Origin of the sequence: Novosphingobium decolorationis (assembly GCF_018417475.1) — a bacterium.
Classification (GTDB): domain Bacteria; phylum Pseudomonadota; class Alphaproteobacteria; order Sphingomonadales; family Sphingomonadaceae; genus Novosphingobium; species Novosphingobium decolorationis.
Window position 1 is genome coordinate 4,238,693 of record NZ_CP054856.1, and the last position, 16,355, is coordinate 4,255,047.

The 16,355-nt window shown below is 66.9% G+C and carries 13 protein-coding genes; 4 read left to right on the forward strand and 9 right to left on the reverse strand.

Going from position 1 to position 16,355, the window contains the following annotated elements:
* Window positions 1–5 precede the first annotated feature (5 nt).
* From HT578_RS22335 to HT578_RS19715, 6 genes are all read right to left on the reverse strand, one after another.
* Window positions 6–755: a carboxymuconolactone decarboxylase family protein gene (locus HT578_RS22335; protein WP_052321897.1), complete on the reverse strand. Its 750-nt coding sequence runs from the start codon at window positions 753–755 to the stop codon at window positions 6–8.
* Window positions 756–877: 122 nt separating this feature from the next.
* Window positions 878–1,111: a tautomerase family protein gene (locus HT578_RS19695; RefSeq protein ID WP_213501152.1), complete on the reverse strand. Its 234-nt coding sequence runs from the start codon at window positions 1,109–1,111 to the stop codon at window positions 878–880.
* A 40-nt stretch (window positions 1,112–1,151) separates the two neighbouring features.
* A complete protein-coding gene (locus HT578_RS19700) occupies window positions 1,152–1,916 on the reverse strand; it encodes an SDR family NAD(P)-dependent oxidoreductase (protein ID WP_213501153.1) in 765 nt (254 codons plus the stop codon).
* A 48-nt stretch (window positions 1,917–1,964) separates the two neighbouring features.
* The gene (locus HT578_RS19705; RefSeq protein ID WP_213501154.1) at window positions 1,965–3,014 is read right to left on the reverse strand and encodes an NAD(P)-dependent alcohol dehydrogenase; all 1,050 of its coding nucleotides are present in this window, start codon (window positions 3,012–3,014) and stop codon (window positions 1,965–1,967) included.
* 133 nt (window positions 3,015–3,147) lie between these two features.
* Window positions 3,148–4,059, reverse strand: coding sequence for a LysR family transcriptional regulator (locus HT578_RS19710; protein WP_213501155.1), 912 nt, complete (start codon window positions 4,057–4,059; stop codon window positions 3,148–3,150).
* Between the two features lie 101 nt (window positions 4,060–4,160).
* Window positions 4,161–4,661: a (R)-mandelonitrile lyase gene (locus tag HT578_RS19715; RefSeq protein WP_239026369.1), complete on the reverse strand. Its 501-nt coding sequence runs from the start codon at window positions 4,659–4,661 to the stop codon at window positions 4,161–4,163.
* Window positions 4,662–4,905: 244 nt separating this feature from the next.
* Between HT578_RS19715 and HT578_RS19720 the strand changes: the two genes are divergently transcribed.
* Complete coding sequence (locus HT578_RS19720) at window positions 4,906–5,352, forward strand: (R)-mandelonitrile lyase (RefSeq protein WP_039387956.1); 447 nt, start codon at window positions 4,906–4,908, stop codon at window positions 5,350–5,352.
* A 118-nt stretch (window positions 5,353–5,470) separates the two neighbouring features.
* Window positions 5,471–6,418 carry an alpha/beta hydrolase gene (locus HT578_RS19725; RefSeq protein ID WP_039387954.1) on the forward strand — a complete coding sequence of 316 codons (948 nt, stop codon included), beginning with the start codon at window positions 5,471–5,473 and terminating at the stop codon, window positions 6,416–6,418.
* A gap of 82 nt (window positions 6,419–6,500) precedes the next feature.
* On the opposite strand, the gene HT578_RS19730 is transcribed toward HT578_RS19725, so the two are convergent.
* From HT578_RS19730 to HT578_RS19740, 3 genes are read right to left on the reverse strand one after another with little or no spacing between them, the layout of a single operon-like run.
* Entirely contained in the window at window positions 6,501–7,973 is a 1,473-nt protein-coding gene (locus tag HT578_RS19730) for an efflux transporter outer membrane subunit (protein ID WP_213501156.1), read from the reverse strand.
* Window positions 7,966–11,061, reverse strand: coding sequence for an efflux RND transporter permease subunit (locus HT578_RS19735; RefSeq protein ID WP_213501157.1), 3,096 nt, complete (start codon window positions 11,059–11,061; stop codon window positions 7,966–7,968). The genes HT578_RS19730 and HT578_RS19735 overlap by 8 nt, the downstream gene beginning before the upstream one ends.
* A gap of 1 nt (window position 11,062) precedes the next feature.
* Window positions 11,063–12,277, reverse strand: a complete 1,215-nt coding sequence (locus tag HT578_RS19740; RefSeq protein WP_213501158.1) for an efflux RND transporter periplasmic adaptor subunit — start codon at window positions 12,275–12,277, stop codon at window positions 11,063–11,065.
* Window positions 12,278–12,523: 246 nt separating this feature from the next.
* On the opposite strand from HT578_RS19740, the gene soxR reads away from it, so the two are divergent.
* Window positions 12,524–12,973, forward strand: a complete 450-nt coding sequence (gene soxR, locus HT578_RS19745; protein WP_039387950.1) for a redox-sensitive transcriptional activator SoxR — start codon at window positions 12,524–12,526, stop codon at window positions 12,971–12,973.
* 90 nt (window positions 12,974–13,063) lie between these two features.
* A complete protein-coding gene (locus tag HT578_RS19750; RefSeq protein WP_213501159.1) occupies window positions 13,064–16,315 on the forward strand; it encodes a glycoside hydrolase family 2 TIM barrel-domain containing protein in 3,252 nt (1,083 codons plus the stop codon).
* Window positions 16,316–16,355 lie beyond the last annotated feature (40 nt).

Genomic DNA, 16,355 nt, shown 5'->3' on the forward strand with positions numbered 1-16,355 from the left:
GGCGATCAGTTGCCGTTGCCAAGTTTGCCGAGCGCGGTCGCGCCCGAGAAGGCCTTGGGCCAACCCGCGTAGAAGGCCAGGTGGCCCATGGCCGCACCAAGTTCCGCCTTGGTGAGACCGTTCTCGATCCCGCGCTGGAGGTGGAAGCCAAGCTGGTCGGCATCGCCGCTGGCGGTCAGTGCGACGATGGTCACGAGGCTGCGGTCACGCGGGGCCAGGTCCTGGCGCAGCCAGAGTTCGTCGAAGAGCACCTCGTTGGTCATCTCGCCGAGCGTCGGGGCGATCTGGCCCACGCCGTTGTTGACCGCGTTCTCGCGCTGGCCATCGTTGGCGGGCTTGTCGTTGAGCGGGGTTGTCGCGGGCTGGATGGCCGAGGCCTCGATACCGCGCTCCTGGAACACCTCGTCGGCGATCTGGACGGCCGAGACCGCATTGGGCCAGCCCGAGTAGAAGGCAAGCTGGGTAATGAGGCCGCCGATCTCGGCGGGCGTGACGCCATTGTCGAGCGCGCGTTCGAGGTGCGGGCGGATCTGCGCGCTCTTGCCGGTCGAGACGAGGACCGAGAGGGTCACCACGCTGCGGTCGCGCGGCGAGAGCTCTTCGCGCTTCCAGACATCGCCGAACAGGACGTTGTCGGTGTAGCGGGCAAGCGCGGGGGCGGCGCGCTGCATGTAGTCGGGCGCGACCGATTCGGCGGCCGAAGCGGCTCCGGGCATGGCGACGGCTGCGGCCGCGGCGAGGATGTGCTTGTTCATTGTCTTCTCCAATATCGTAATGGAATGACGACTGACACCCCTCAAGGCTCCCGCGTGCCAGCGTGAGGATAATGCGACGGGACGATGAGATGCGTTCATCGTCCCGTCGGCGCTCGTCCGGCTCAGGCCAGGGGGCCGTAACCGGGGCGCTTGAACAGCGTCTTTTCCTTCGCCTGGATTTCCGGCGCGTAGACACTGTTCATCCATTTCGAAGGGGACACGTCCTCGATCCCGACCGAGACCGAGTGCGCGCCATGACCGAGGGTTTCGGCGATGAGGGCGGTGATGCGGTCTGCCAGTTCCTGCTTTTCGGCATCGTTATGGCCCGGGTACATCTTGATCGCGACGTGGGGCATGGGACGTGTCCTCTTCTCGTCAGGTTGTCGTTGGCGCCAATCAGCGGGCGACGTAGCCGCCGTCGACGGCGATCACGTGGCCGACCACGAAGCTGGCGCCAGGGCTCGAGAGCCACATGACGGCGTTCGCAACTTCCTCGGCGGTGCCCAGACGGTCGATCGGGACGTCGCGCATCATGCCATCGACAGCGTTCTCGCGCTCCATCATCTCGGCGACCATCGGGGTGTTGATGATGCCCGGCGCAACCGCGTTCACGCGGATGCCCTGCGCGGCATATTCAAGCCCGGCCGTCTTGGTCAGGCCATGCACGCCATGCTTGGCCGCGTGGTAGGTCGAACGCCCGGGGACGCCGACGAAGCCGCCGAGCGAGGAGTTGTTCACGATGGCGCCCGAGCCCTGCTTCTTCATCTGCGCCAGCTCGTACTTCATGGCGAGGAACACGCCGCGAAGGTTGATGCCGGTCATGTGGTCGAAGGCCTCGACCGACGTTTCGGCCAGGTCGGCGACATCGCTCTGGATGCCGGCGTTGTTGAAGGCCATGTCGAGACGGCCGTAGGTTTCCACGGTCCTGGCTACAGCCGCCTCGACCTCGGTGGCCTCGAGAACATTGCAGGTGATGGGAAGGACGGTGAAGCCCTTGTCCGAAAGGCTCTTGGCCGCTTCGGCAAGGACGTCGGCGCGGTTGTCGAGCATGGCGACCGAGGCGCCCGCCTTGGCGTAGGCCTCGGCGGCGGCAAGGCCCATGCCGGAAGCCGCGCCGGTGACGAGGGCAACCTGGCCGGAGAAATCATAAGTGGGGTTCATGGAAGTTACTCCTGAAATGGAATGGGGGAGAGGACGGGCCGGTTGGGCTCAGGCGTCCATCGTCGCGATGTCGATCACGAAGCGGTACTTCACGTCCGAACGCTTCATGCGCTCGTAGGCCTCGTCGATGCCGTCGGCGCGGATCATCTCGATGTCCGCGGTGATCCCGTGCTCGGCACAGAAATCGAGCATTTCCTGGGTCTCGGGAATGCCGCCGATGAGCGAGCCGGCAATCGAGCGGCGGCCCATGATGAGGTAGCCGATGTTGGGCGAGGGGTGCGGGCTGTCGGGCAGGCCGACGAGGGTCAGCGTGCCGTCGAGGGTGAGAAGGCCGGTGTAGTCGCCGAGCTTGTGCGGCGCGGCGACGGTGTCGAGGATGAAGTCGAAGCTGCCCCGGTGCGCGGCCATCTCACCGGCATTGCGCGAGACGACGACCTCGTCTGCGCCCAGCTTCAGCGCGTCCTCGCGCTTGCTTTCCGAGGTCGTGAAGGCGACGACGTGCGCGCCCATCGCCTTGGCGAGCTTGACCGCGACATGGCCAAGACCGCCGATACCGACGATGCCGACCTTCTTGCCCGGGCCTGCCTTCCAGTGGCGCAGCGGCGAATAGGTGGTGATCCCGGCGCACAGCAGCGGCGCGACGGCGGCGAGCTGTTCGGTGGGATGGGTGATCTTGAGCACGAACTTGTCGCTGACGACGATGTCCTGCGAATAGCCGCCCAGCGTGTGGCCCGGCGCTTCCTCGCAGTCGCCGTTGTAGGTGGGCGTCATGCCGTTCTCGCAGAACTGCTCGAGGCCCTGTTCGCACGGATGGCAATGCTGGCAGCTGTCGACCATGCAGCCCACGCCCACCACGTCGCCGACCTTGAAGGCGGAGACATCGCTGCCCACCGCGCTTACGCGGCCGACGATCTCGTGGCCGGGCACGCAGGGGAACAGCGTGCCGCCCCATTCGCCGCGCACGGTGTGCAGGTCCGAGTGGCACACGCCGCAATAATCGATGGCGATGGCAACGTCGTTCGCGCCGGGCGCGCGGCGCGTGATGGTCATTTCCTCGAGCGGACGATCGGCGGCGGTGGCGCCGTAAGCCTTGGTCATATCGGTGTCCTATGCTGGATAGCGGTGGTTCGCTTCTCCAGATAGGACAGGGGAGGCTTTGCGATTAGCCGCCGCGTGTTCGATGGAGCGTTGAGCCATTTTCATCCATGGCCCGGGAACGCACCTGCAGCTCTCAGAGGCCGAGCGGGGCCATCTCGCGGACAAGTTCGATCAGCAGGCGCAGCCCTGTCGGCACCTGGCGGCGGCTGGGATAGTAGATCTGGAAGCCCGGACCGTTGGTCGCCCAGTCGTCGAGCACGGTCTGCAACTGGCCATTGGCGATGAAGGGGGCGACAACGGGTTCGGGCCCGTACATCAGGCCGCCTCCGCCAATGGCAATGGAGACCATCGAGCGGCTTTCATCGACGGTGATCTGGCCGGGGACGGCGATGTCGAATTCCTCGCCGTCGCGGCCCATGAACTCCCAGCGGTAGATACGGTCATCGCCGAGCCGGACGCCGAGGCAGCGGTGTTCCTTCAGTTCCTTCGGGTCCTGCGGGGTGCCGAAGCGCTCCAGATAGGCGGGCGCTGCGGCGACGATCCAGCGGATGTCGGGCGAGAGGCGCTGGGCGATCATGTCCTCGGGCACGGTTCCGCCGTAGCGGATCCCGGCATCGAAACCCGAGGCAACGACATCGACCATGCGGTTGGAGGCGACGATGTCGACCTCGACATCGGGGTAGCGCTCCATGAACACCGGGATCACCGGAGACAGGAGCAGGGCCGCGGCATCGGCCGCGACGTTTAGGCGGATGCGCCCGGTGGGCGTATCGCGAAAGCGGTTGAGCGCGTCGCGCGCCTGGTCGATGCGCGCGAAGGGGTCGCTGATCGCCTCGCGCAGTTCCTCGCCGGCCGAGGTCAGCGTGACCGAACGGTTGGTGCGGTTGAGGAGCCGCACGCCGAGGCGTTCTTCAAGCCCGCGCAACGAATGGCTGAGCGCCGAAGGGCTGACGCCGATCTCGAGGGCGGCTTTCCGGAAACTGCCGTGGCGGGCAATCGCGAGGAAGTAGGAGAAATCGGCGATGTCGGTGCGACTTATGGACATGGCTCCCTAATGAGCCCTTGCGCGCGATACCGCAACCGGCGCGAGGGAGGAGAGAGCTTCCTTCCCCGCGCAACGGCTGCGGTGTGCTCTTGGCGAGGAGGTCAGTTGGCGGGGCCGGTGAACTGCGCGTCGGTGACCGGCTCCTGCCATTCCACGTTCTTGCCGTTGAGCGACTCGGTGATGGCGATATGCGACATGGCCTCGTTCGCGGTCGCGCCGTGCCAGTGGCGCACGCCCGGCTTCACGTAGGCCATGTCGCCGGCGCAGACGCGCTGCGGTGCCTGGCCTTCGGCCTGGGTCCAGCCGCAGCCCTGGGTTACGTAGAAGGTCTGACCGGCCGGGTGCGAGTGCCAGTTGGTGCGTGCGCCGGGGGTGAAGGTGACGAGCGCCGTCCCCGCCTGGCCGGGCGCGGTCGGCTTGGTCAGCATGTAGAGGTACACCTTGCCAGTGAAGTAGTCGGCGGGCGGGGTGGTCCCTTCCACTTCGGACTGGCTGACCACGACCTGGTCGGCGTCCTGGCCCTTGTCCTGTGCGCTGATCGCAGTGGCGCTGCAGGCAAGGCCCGCTCCGGCGAGGGCGGCGGCGAGGGCGAATTTCGACATGGGGCAGTCTCCTGAAGTGTGGTGCGTCAAGGGTGCGCGGTGGCCGGGTCTCCACCCGCGAAACGGGCGCGTCGGACCTTGCGCGATGCCCCTCTAACGCAGCAGTTCCCTGTCGGGTCCATGAGTTCAACTCAACACTGTGTGTAGGGACGAGGCCATTGTCGAGCGGCGGGGGAGGGCGCACATGGGAGCCATTCCGGGATGGCGGGCGTTTCGCCTGCTATTGAATGCAGGAGCATATATCATGAGCGACACGAACGACCTCACCAAGCAGGACGCCGTTATCCTTCGCAACGGCACGGCCGAAGCGATCAAGGGCCCCGAGCAGACCTTCACCGGCACCGTGCGCATCGACCGCATCTTCAATCCGCCCGCGCCCGCCCGCGCCGGTTTTGCAATCGTCAACTTCGAGCCGGGCGCACGCACCAACTGGCACACCCACCCGGCCGGCCAGACGCTGGTCGTCACGCAGGGCGTGGGCTGGCACAAGTGCGAAGGCGGTGAAAAGACCGAGATCCGCGCGGGCGACACCGTGTGGTGCAACTGCGGCAAGCGCCACTGGCACGGCGCCACCGACACCACCTACATGCAGCACATCGCCATCACCGAAGCCATCGACGGCACCCCGGTGACCTGGATGGAAGCGGTTTCGGACGAGGAATACCTGTCGGGTCCGGTCAAGAAGGACTGATCCGGCACGATCCCGTGTCTCGACAGCCCCTCGGGTTGCACCGGGGCTGAATGGCAGGGCGCGCACGACGACCGCACAGGCCGGTGTGCGCCCGCCCCGACCAGCAAAGGAATTTCCCATGGCACTCGCCGACAACTATATTTTTGAACTCAGCGACAACGTCGTGCGCACGCCCGTCAGCTACCTGACGCGCTATGGCATCACGATCTCGGCCGATCTCTACACCGCCGTCGATTTCGACGAGACCGTGCCTGCCCCGGCGCTGGTCATCGGCGCGCCCTATGGCGGCGTGAAGGAGCAGGGCCCGGGCGTCTACGCCAACGAACTCGCGCAGCGCGGCTTCGTGGTGCTGACTTTCGATCCTTCGTACAACGGCTATAGCGGCGGTGAGACCCGCCACCTGTCCTCGCCCGATGTCTTCGTGGAAGACTTCCACGCGGCGGTCGACTTCCTGGGCACGCGTGAATTCGTGGACCGCGAGAAGATCGGCGCGCTCGGCATTTGCGGTAGCGGCGGCTTTGCACTGAGCGCCGCCTCGGTCGACCCGCGCATCAAGGCCATCGCGACGGCCAGCATGTACGACATCTCGCGCATGCACGCCGAGGGCTTCGGCGGTTCGCTGAGCGAAGAGGACCGCAAGGCCCAGCTCGCCCAGATCGCCGAGCACCGCTACGCCGAGTTCGAGGGCGAGCCCGCCACGCTGACCCCGCGCGGCGCGCTGCTCGAACTCGATCCGGAGAACAACCCGGTCGGCACCGAGTTCGGGGAATTCTACTCGCGTCCGCGCGGTTATCACCCCAACTCGATCGCGCAGTTCACGATGACCAGCGGTCCCTCGTTCATGAACTTCCCGCTGCTCGACAAGATCGACTGGATCGCGCCGCGCAAGGCGCTCCTGGTCATCGGTGAAGTCGCCCACTCGGCCTATTTCAGCGAAGACGTGGCGAATGACGACAACATCAAACTTCATGTCGTCCCGGGCGCCAACCACGTCGACCTCTACGACAAGACCGACGTGATCCCCTTCGATGCGATCGAGAGCTTCTTCAACGACAACCTGAAGTAAGTCTCCCGCGCGCAGCGCATGGAAGAAAGGGCCGCTTCCCGATGGGGGAGCGGCCCTTTTCGTGTGTGAGACGGTAGGCGGATCAGGAGGCGGGCGGCGTCTGCCATCCCCCGCCCAGCGCCTTGAACAGGTCCACCCGGTCCGAGGCGAGCTGCGCGCGGGCCTCCACCACGGCGCGGCGCGCGGCGAGAAGATCGGCTTGCGCGGCCAGCACGTCCAGCGCCGAGGAGGATCCCGCCCGCTGACGCTGCTGCGTCAACTGCCAGGCGCGTTCGGCGCGGGTCTCGGCCTCATCCAGATCCGCCATCTGGGCTTCGCCGCCAGCCACGCGCGAGAGGCCCTGCTCGACTTCCTTGAGCGCGGTCAGGACCTGCCCGTCAAACTGCGCGAGCGCGACATCGGTCTGCGCTTCGGCCTGCCGGATCCGGGCATGGGCCGCGCCGAAATCGGGGAAGGTCCAGCTGATCAGAGGCCCGAGACCGAAGGAAAACGAGTCGCTCCCCTTGATCATGTCGTTGCGCAGGAAATTGCCCGAGCCGCCCAGCGAGATGCGCGGATAAAGGTCGGCGGTGGCGACGCCGATCCGCGCGGTCTCGGCCGCCAGGTTGCGTTCGGCTTCGCGCAAGTCGGGACGGCGCCGCAGAAGCGCGGCGCCGTCGCCGACCGGTAGCGCGGCCCCGGGGGATGGGGGGGCGGAACAGGACCGCGCTGCCTGAGGGACGGAATCCGGGGTCTGGCCCAGCAGGGCGGCCAGCTCGAACAGCGCGACGCGCCGCCCGGCCTCGATGGTAGGAATCGCGGCGCGTGCAGACGCGTGGGCGCTTCCGGCACGCTCCACGTCCGCCTTGCCCACCGAGCCCGCGCGCTCCAGCGCCTGCGTCAGTTCAAGCGTGCGCCGCGTGGTCTCGACCGACTGGCGCGCGACCTCCAGTCCCTGCGCTTGCGTGCAGGCCTGGAGGTAGGCGCGGGTGGTTTCGGCCGCGACCAGCACGCGTACGCCGTCGCGCGCGGCCTCGATGGCGGCGGCATCCGCGCGCGCGGCCTCGATGGAGCGGGACACGCGGCCGAACAGGTCCGCCTCCCAGGCAAGGCTGGCGTTGGCGTTGGTGGTGACTTGCGTTTCGCCCAGGTTCGCAAAGCCGCCGCCCTGGCCGCTACCGCCCCCCTGGCCTGCGCCACCGAACTGCACGGCATCGCCCCAGGAGAGGCCGCCATTGAGGTTGGTGGTGGGGAGCCGTGCGGCTCGGCTCTCGGAAAGGACGGCCTGCGCGCGGGCCAGGTTGGCGTTGGCCACGCGCAAGTCCGTATTGGCGGCCAGCGCCTGTTCGACCAAGGCGTCGAGGACAGGGTCCTTGTAAAGGTGCCACCAGTCGTCCGGCAGCGGGGCTGCGGCATCGAAGCGGGCATCGGTGGTGACGAAATCCCCTGCGGCGCGGGGCGGCGTCACAGGTGCGGTATAGTCCGGGCCAACGGCGCAGGCGCCAACCAGAAGGGGCGCGAGGAGAGCCGCGAGGCGTCTCCCGCTACGCCGGGGCGGGGTGGGGGTGTCAGGCATGGGAAAGGCTCCCTTCACGCGTGGCGGCGTCGGTTTCGGAGGCGTCCTCGTCCTCCGGCGTGTGGGCGCGGTGATCGCCCGCCAGCAGCGTGTAGATGGTGGGAAGAACGAAGAGCGTGAAGAGCGTGCCGATGAGCATGCCCATGACCACCACGATGCCGATGGCAAAGCGGCTGGCCGCACCTGCGCCCGAGGCGAAGAGCAGGGGCACCAGGCCCGCCACCATCGCCGCGGTCGTCATCAGCACCGGGCGCATACGCACCGCGGCGGCGTGGGCGATGGCCTCGTGGCGGCTCCAGCCTTCATCGCGCTGCATCTGGTTGGCGAAGGACACCATCAGGATGCCGTGCTTGGTGATGAGCCCGATCAGGGTGACAAGGCCGATCTGCGTGTAGATGTTGAGCGTGGCAAAGCCCAGGAACAGCGGCAGAAGCGCGCCCGAGATCGCCAGCGGCACGGTGACGAGGATCACCAGCGGATCGCGGAAGCTCTCGAACTGGGCGGCGAGCACCAGGAAGATGACGACCAGCGCAAAGGCGAAGGAGACCGTCAGCTGGTTGCCTTCCTGGACGTACTGGCGGCTGTTCGAGAGCCAGTCGACGCTGGTGCCCTCGGGCAGGTCCTGGGCCTGGAAGAAGGCGACCGCCTGGCCCATCGTCACGCCGGGCATGAGCACGGCCGACATCGTCGCCGAGTTCATCTGGTTGAACTGGGGCAGGAGGTTGGGCTGGGGCTCGATCTCGACTTTGGCGACGGTGGAGAGGGGGACAAGATCGCCGGACCCTGCGCGCACGTAGTAGCCGCCGAGATCGCCGGGGGTGGCGCGTTCGCCGCGCGGAACTTGCGTGATCACGTCGTAGGAGCGGTCGTGCCAGTTGAAGCGGTTGACGTAATTCTCGCCCACCATCAGCGCCAGTGTGTCGGCGATTTCCGACATGGGGATGCCCATGTCGCCCGCCTTGTCGCGGTCCACGGTGATGTGCGCCTGCTGGCTGTCGAAGGCGAGGTCGGCATCGACGAAGGCGAACAGGCCGCTCTGCCAGGCCGCGCCCTTGAGCTGGTCAAGCGTGCGGTTGATCGCGGCGAAGTCATCGGGCGAGCGGATTACCATCTGCACCGGCAGGCCGCCGCTGCCCGCGGGCAAGGGGCTGTCCTGGAAGACGGTGGAGGTGACGCCGGTGACACCGGCGGTCTTGCCCGCCAGTTCCTGCTGCACGTCCTCGGCGGTGCGCGTGCGCTCGGCCCAGGGCGAGAGGATGATGCCGCCAAAGCCGATGTTGGCGCCTTGCGCGCCGCCCATCGCGTAGAAGCTGCCGTCGAACTCGGGCAGGTCGTGGAACAGGGCTTCGACCTCTTTGGAGAAGCGCACGGTGTAATCGACGCTGGCGTACTGCGGCGCCTTGGTCTGGACGAAGACGTAGCCCATGTCCTCGGGCGGCGCGAGTTCGCGCTTGGCGCCGAGGAAGAAGACGACGCTCGCGGCCAGGATCGCCGCGCCTGCGACAAGGACTGCCGCGCGGTTGACCAGCGTCTTGCCGAGCAGCCGCTCGTAGCGGTGGGTGAGGCCGTGCATCGAACGCTCGATGGTCTTTTCCAGACGGCTCTCGCCCATCCTGTTGTGCAGGAGGCGGCTGCTCATCATCGGCGAGAGCGTCAGGGCCACGACGCCCGAGACGATCACAGATCCGGCGAGGGTAAAGGCGAACTCGCGAAAGAGCGCGCCAGTAAGGCCGCCCATGAGCCCGATGGGCGCATAGACGGCGGCAAGGGTGATGGTCATGGCAATGACCGGGCCCACGATCTCGCGCGCGCCTTGCAGCGCCGCGTTGATGGGGGAGAGACCTTCCTCGATGTGGCGGTGGATGTTCTCGACCACGACGATGGCGTCATCGACCACAAGGCCGATGGCAAGGACCATCGCAAGAAGGGTGAGGAGGTTGAGCGAAAACCCGAAGAGCAGCATCAGCGCGGCTGTTCCCAGCAGCGAGAGCGGAATGGTGACGATGGGGATGATGACGGCCCGGAAGGTGCCGAGGAACAGGAAGATGACGACGATGACGATGATGACGGCTTCGACCAGAGTGTGCTCGACTTCCTCGATCGAGGCATCGACGAAGCGGGCGCGGTCGAACATCGATTTGATCTCCAGACCCGGAGGCGCCATGCGCTCGAGCTGGGGCAGGAGTTCGTTGACCGCATCGACGATCTCGAGCGGGTTGCCGTCGGGCGTGGGTGAGATCGGCAGCAGGATCGCGTCCTTGCCCGCCCCCATCGCGGCATCGTCGTAGTTCTGGCCGCCCAGTTCGACCGTGGCGACGTCGCCCAGGCGCACGATGCCATCCGGCCCTGTCTTGACCACCATGTCGCGGAACGAGGCCGCGCTGCGCAGATCGGTCTCGGCGGTGATGTTGATCGCCGTCGCGCTGCCCTTGAGCTGGCCAGGGGCGGCCTGGACGTTGTTGGCGCGCAGTGCCGTCGCAATGTCGCCCGCCGTCATGCCGCGCCCGGCGAGCTTGTCGGGATCGACCCAGATGCGCATGGCCAGCGGCGCGCCGCCGTTGATCTCAACCGAGGCTACGCCCGGGACCGATGTCAGCAGCGGGCGTGCAACGCGGGTCACGAAGTCGTTGATCTGCGAAGGCGCCATCGTCGGGCTGGTGAAGCTGATGTACTGCACCGCCGAGGCGCCGTCGGTGATCTTGGAAATGACCGGGTCGAAGGCCCCTTCGGGCAGGCGGTACTTCACCTGCTGCACCTTGGAGAGGATCTCGGTCATCGAGCGGTCGGCGTCCGCGTTCAGCACCAGCTTGGCCGCGATATGGCTCTTGCCCGAGGTCGAGGTGGAGGAGAGGTACTCGATCCCGCTGGCGGTTGCGATCTCCTGGGCGATGGGGGTGGTGACGAAGCCCTGCATGACGTCCTGGGTGGCGCCGGGAAGCTGGGTGTCGATGGTGATCGTGGCGCTTTCCATGCGCGGGTACTGGCGGATCTGCAGCCCGAAGACGGCGGAGATGCCCACCAGCAGGATCAGCAGGCTGACCACGATGGCCGCGATGGGGCGGCGGATGAACAGGTCGGTGAAGCGCATCTTACCACGCTCCTGCATCGGCGCTGTCGGCCTTGGCCGGGACCGCGGCCTTGGGGGCCTTGGCGGCCTCGCTGCCGATCAGCTTCGCGACGGTTACCTCGCTGCCCGGCTGCACGCGCAGCTGGCCTTGCGCAACAACGACGTCGCCGGGGGCAAGCTTGCCGGTCACGACCACCTCGTCGCCCATGCGGCGGCCGGTGGTGACAGGCACGATCTCGGCCTTGCCGCCCTTGCGCGCGTTCTTTCCGCGCACGACGATCACGCTGTCGCCCTGCGCCGAGGTCTGGATCGCGGTGACGGGAAGGACGAGCGCGTCGTCCTGTTCACCCAGCTTCAGCGCGACCGAGACGTACATGCCCGGACGCAGCGCGCCATCGGGATTGGCGAGCACGGCCTGCGCGGTCACGTTGCGCGTGTCCTTGCTCACCTGCGGCTCGATGGTGGAGATGCGCGCGGTGAAGGTGCGGCCGGGCCAGGCATCGCTGGTCAGTGTCAGGCTGGCCCCGTCGCCCAGGCGCCCCAGGTCCTGCTGGGGCAGGGTGAAGTCGACGTAGAGCCGGTCGAGCGCGGTCAGCGTGGCGACCGGATCGCCCGGGTTCATGTACTGGCCCGGGTTCACGCGGCGGATGCCGAGCTTGCCGGAAAAGGGCGCGCGCACCTGCTTCTGGCGCAGGCGCGCTTCGATCTGGCCGACCTCGGCACGGGCCTGCGCCAGTTCGGCGCGGCGCTGCTGGAGCACTTCGCGCGGCTCTGCGCCTGTCGGTGCCAGTTCTTCCGAGCGTTTGAGCTGAAGCGCGGCAAAGTCCGCGCGGGCGCGGGCGGCGGCAAGATCGGCCTTTTCCGGGCCGTCATAGAGCTGGACGATCAGGGCATTGGTGCCCACGTGTTGCCCGGCACGGAAATGAAGACCCGAGACGCGCCCGCTCGTTTCCGGCGCCAGCGTGACCTCGCGCACCGCGCTGAGCGAGCCGACGACGTCCATCGTATCGGGAACGGTGCGCGCGGCAAGGATGGTCGCGGTGACGGGCGTTGCCTGTTGCGGCCAGCCCGCGCCGCCGCCCATGCGCCAGGTCCGCCAGCCATAAAGTGCGGCCATCAGCACCACCAGCACGAGCACGGTGACGAGGATGGTCCGCGTGCGGCGCGGCGAGGTGCTCGCGGTGTCGGGGCCTTGCGCTTGCGTCTGCGTCTCGGGGCCGTTTTGCGATTCGCTCATGCCGGCCTCCCCATGCGGGCGGTCGGGACAGGGGCCGACCTTTCCCAGGTTTTCGGCAGGTTTGCAGGCGAAGAATTCATGTCGGCTCCGGACGCTTGAGTTGCGCTGACTGGTGCCCCTTGTGGGGCGATCCGACACTTCACGTACAACCTCAACAATAGTTGAGGTCAAGCACTATCTGTGGCACTTCGTGGATCGCACGGACCGCTGCCTCTTGCAGCGAATGCAAGTGGAGAGGTTGGGACGATGCCGGTCAATCGGGAAAAATCGCTAAGTGTCGGGGAGTTGGCCCGCCGCAGCGGCGTCGCGGTCTCCACGATCCATTTCTACGAAAAGAAGAACTTGATCGAGGGCTGGCGCACAGGCGGCAACCAGCGGCGCTATGCCCGAGCCACCTTGCGCCGGATCGCGATAATCCGGGTCGCACAGAAGGCCGGGGTCTCGCTCTCGATTATCAAGCAGCACCTCGACCGTTTTCCCGCAACGCCGATCACGGTGGACGAATGGGCGCGGATCAGTCAGGACTGGCACGCGATGTTGGACGAGCGGATCACGGCGCTGACCCAGTTGCGTGACCAGCTTGGCTCCTGCATCGGATGTGGCTGTCTTTCCTTGAAAGATTGTCCGTTACGCAACCCCGACGACGTTCTGGGAGATGAAGGCGCAGGGCCACAATTGCTCACGACACCGCAATAGACGCGAGAGGGCCTGTGGGCACGACAGAGGGAAACGCGCGAGGCGGCCAGAGCGCCGCTGCGTGAAAGAAGGAACGGGACAGGATTGCATATGACGGGTGAGGGCGTTCGCGCGAAGACAACGGCGCGCTGCGGTGGGACGGGCGTAGGTCTGGCTGCTCTGGCCACGCTTCTGGCGGGCGCGCCTGCGGGCGGGGCCGATCTTCAGGTGCAGGCCGTGCAGGTCGATCCTTCGCGCCCCGACTGGGAGAATCCGGCGGTCTTCGCGCAAGGGACGCTTCCCGCCAGTTCTACGGGTTTTCCCTATGAAAGCCGCGCCAGGGCGCTCGAAGGCGATCCGCAAGGTTCGAACCGCTATCTCAGCCTGGATGGAACCTGGAAGTTCGCCTTCTCGCCCAGCGCCGATGCGCTCCCGGAAGGCTTCGAGCGCCCCGCCTTCGATGTGTCGGGCTGGAGCGACATTGCCGTGCCCGCCGACTGGCAGGCCGAAGGCTTCGGGCAGGCGCGCTACAACAACTGGATCTATCCCTTCCCGGCCAACCGTCCGCTGATCCCGCACGAAACCAACCCGGTCGGCTCCTACCGCCGGGATTTTACCCTCCCGCAAAGCTGGAGCGGGGACGAGCGGGTGATCCTGCACATCGGGGCGGCCGGCTCGGCCTACTACGTGTGGGTGAACGGGCAGAAGATGGGCTATGCGCAGGACAGCAAGCTGCCTTCCGAGTTTGACGTCACCTCCGCGCTGAAGCCGGGGAGCAACACCATCGCGATCCAGGTCTTCCGCTGGTCGGATGGCTCCTACCTGGAAGACCAGGACTTCTGGCGCGTCTCGGGGATCGAGCGGTCGGTCTACCTGAAGGCGGTGCCCGCGCGCCGGGTGCGCGACGTCTTCGCCCATGCCGGGCTCGACGCCGCCTACCGCACCGGCGAACTGGCCGTGGACCTCGCCTTGACGCCGGGCGCTGCGGTGCGCGCGCGGATCACGCTGCTCGACGGCGAACAGACGGTGCTGACGCGCGAGGTGAAGCTCGCAAAAACGGATGCCGAGCAGCGGGTTACGCTGACGGGCGAGGTCCCGGACGTGCGCCGCTGGAGCGCGGAGACGCCTAACCTCTACACGCTCCTCGTCGAACTCTACGATGGTCGCGGCGTGCTTCTCCAGGCCACGCCGACGCGCATCGGCTTCCGCACGGTCGAGGTGCGCAACGGCCAGGTTGCGGTCAACGGCAAGCCGATCACGATCAAGGGCGTGAACCGCCATGAGCATGATCCCGAAACCTTCCACGTCATTTCGCGCGCCTCGATGGAACGCGACGTCGAGCTGATGAAGGCGAACAACGTCAACGCCATTCGCGCCGCGCACTACCCCAACGATCCCTACATCTACGAGCTGGCGGACCGCTACGGCCTCTACGTCATGGACGAGGCCAACATCGAGAGCCACCAGTACATGGACTATGGCAACCGCCATCCCGAGGAGCGCGCCAAGTACCAGATCGGCTTCGACCCGGCCTGGAAGGCGGCGCACCTCGCGCGCGTCTCGAACATGGTCGAGCGCGACAAGAACCACCCCTCGGTCCTGTTCTGGTCCTTGGGCAACGAGGCGGGTATCGGCCCGACCTTCGAGGAGGCGGCCAAGGCCACGCGGGAACGCGATCCGAGCCGTCTCATCAGCTATCTGGGCTGGGGGCCGCTGCCCTTCGGCGATCACCGCCCCAACTGGTATGCGGATATCTATGCGCCGATGTACGATCCGGCCGCGAAGATGGCCGACTACGCGACCAACTGGTCCTACGGCCAGCCCATGATCCAGTGCGAGTACGCGCACATGATGGGCAATTCGGGCGGCAACCTGACCGAGTACTGGGACACCATCCACGCCCATCCCGAAACCTTGCAGGGCGGTTTCATCTGGGACTGGGTAGACCAGTCGATGTTCGGCACTGCCGAAGATGGCACGCGCTACTGGGCCGATGGCAGCGAGTACGGCCCCAACCCGGGCGGCGACATCGAGTTCGGCGACGGGATCATCCAGTCCGACCGCACGCCCAACCCGGCCTTGTACGAACTGCGCAAGGTCTACGCGCCGGTGGCCTTCTCCGACATCGACCTGTCGGGCGGCACGCTGAGGGTCCACAACCGGCAGGACTTCGCCGATCTCTCCGGCTACCGCTTCACCTGGACCTTGCAGGAGAACGGCGTGGCCGTTGCCACCGGCGATCTGACTGCGCCCGACGTTGCCGCGCGGGCGAGTGGGACAATGGCGCTCGATCTCGGCACGTACCCGCGCAAGGCGGACGCGGAGTATTTCGTGACCGTGGAGGCGAAGGCGGGCGAGGGGCAGATCCCGCTGGTCGAGGCGGGGCAGGTCATGGCCTTTGAACAGTTTGCGCTGGACAGTGCGGTCCCGTCCTTGCCGCAGGAGGCTTCGGGCGCGGTGTCCCTGTCGGACGAAGGCGGAGAGGTTATCCTCTCGGCTGCGGGCAGTTCGCTCGCGATCAGCCGCAAGACCGGCCTTATCCGCAGCTTCGATGCCAAGGGCAAGGCGCTCGCCATAGGGGGCGAGCCCTATTTCTGGCGCGCGCTGACCGACAGCAATGTCGGTACGCGCACCGCAGATCAGCTCGCCGTCTGGAAGACCCTGAGCGAGACGCGCACCGTCTCGGACCTGCGCATCGAACCCGCGAAGGACGGCGCACGAGAGGTGGCCGTCACGTTCACGCTGGGTGAGGGGCAGGCAACCTTTACCAACCGCTACCGCATGGTCGGGGACGGGAGCGTACGCCTCACGGCCCATTTCGAGCCGGTCGCAAAGGACCTGCCGCCGCCCTTCCGCATCGGCGTGAAGTTCGCGCTGCCCGAGGAACTCGACACGGTGGAGTGGTATGGGCGCGGCCCCCACGAAAGCTATGTCGATCGCAAGAGTTCGGCCCCGATCGGCCTGTGGCGCGGCGCGCTCGCTGACCAGGACCACGACTACATTCGCCCGCAGGAGACCGGCAACAAGACCGACGTGCGTTGGATGACGCTGAGCGGAGCCGGGCGGGCCCTGCGCGTCGCGGGCGACCGGCCGCTGATGATGAACGCGCTCGCCTTTCCCTATTCCGATCTCTACCGCCGCGCGCCCGGCACCTGGAAGTCGAGCGATATCCGGCCCCACGATCACGGCACGTTGCTGGTCGATGCGGCGCAGTGGGGCCTGGGTGGCGACACGCAGTGGAGCGAGGAGGGCAAGCCGCTCCCCCGCTACCGCCCGAAGGTGGAACCGACGACGTTCACCATCCGCCTTTCTCCCACCAAGGACGAGCCCTCTGTCGGGGCACGTCCGGGCGGGGACAGGTGACCCCGAATGGAGCGGGCAGGGCCTTGGTGCTTTCCCTTGT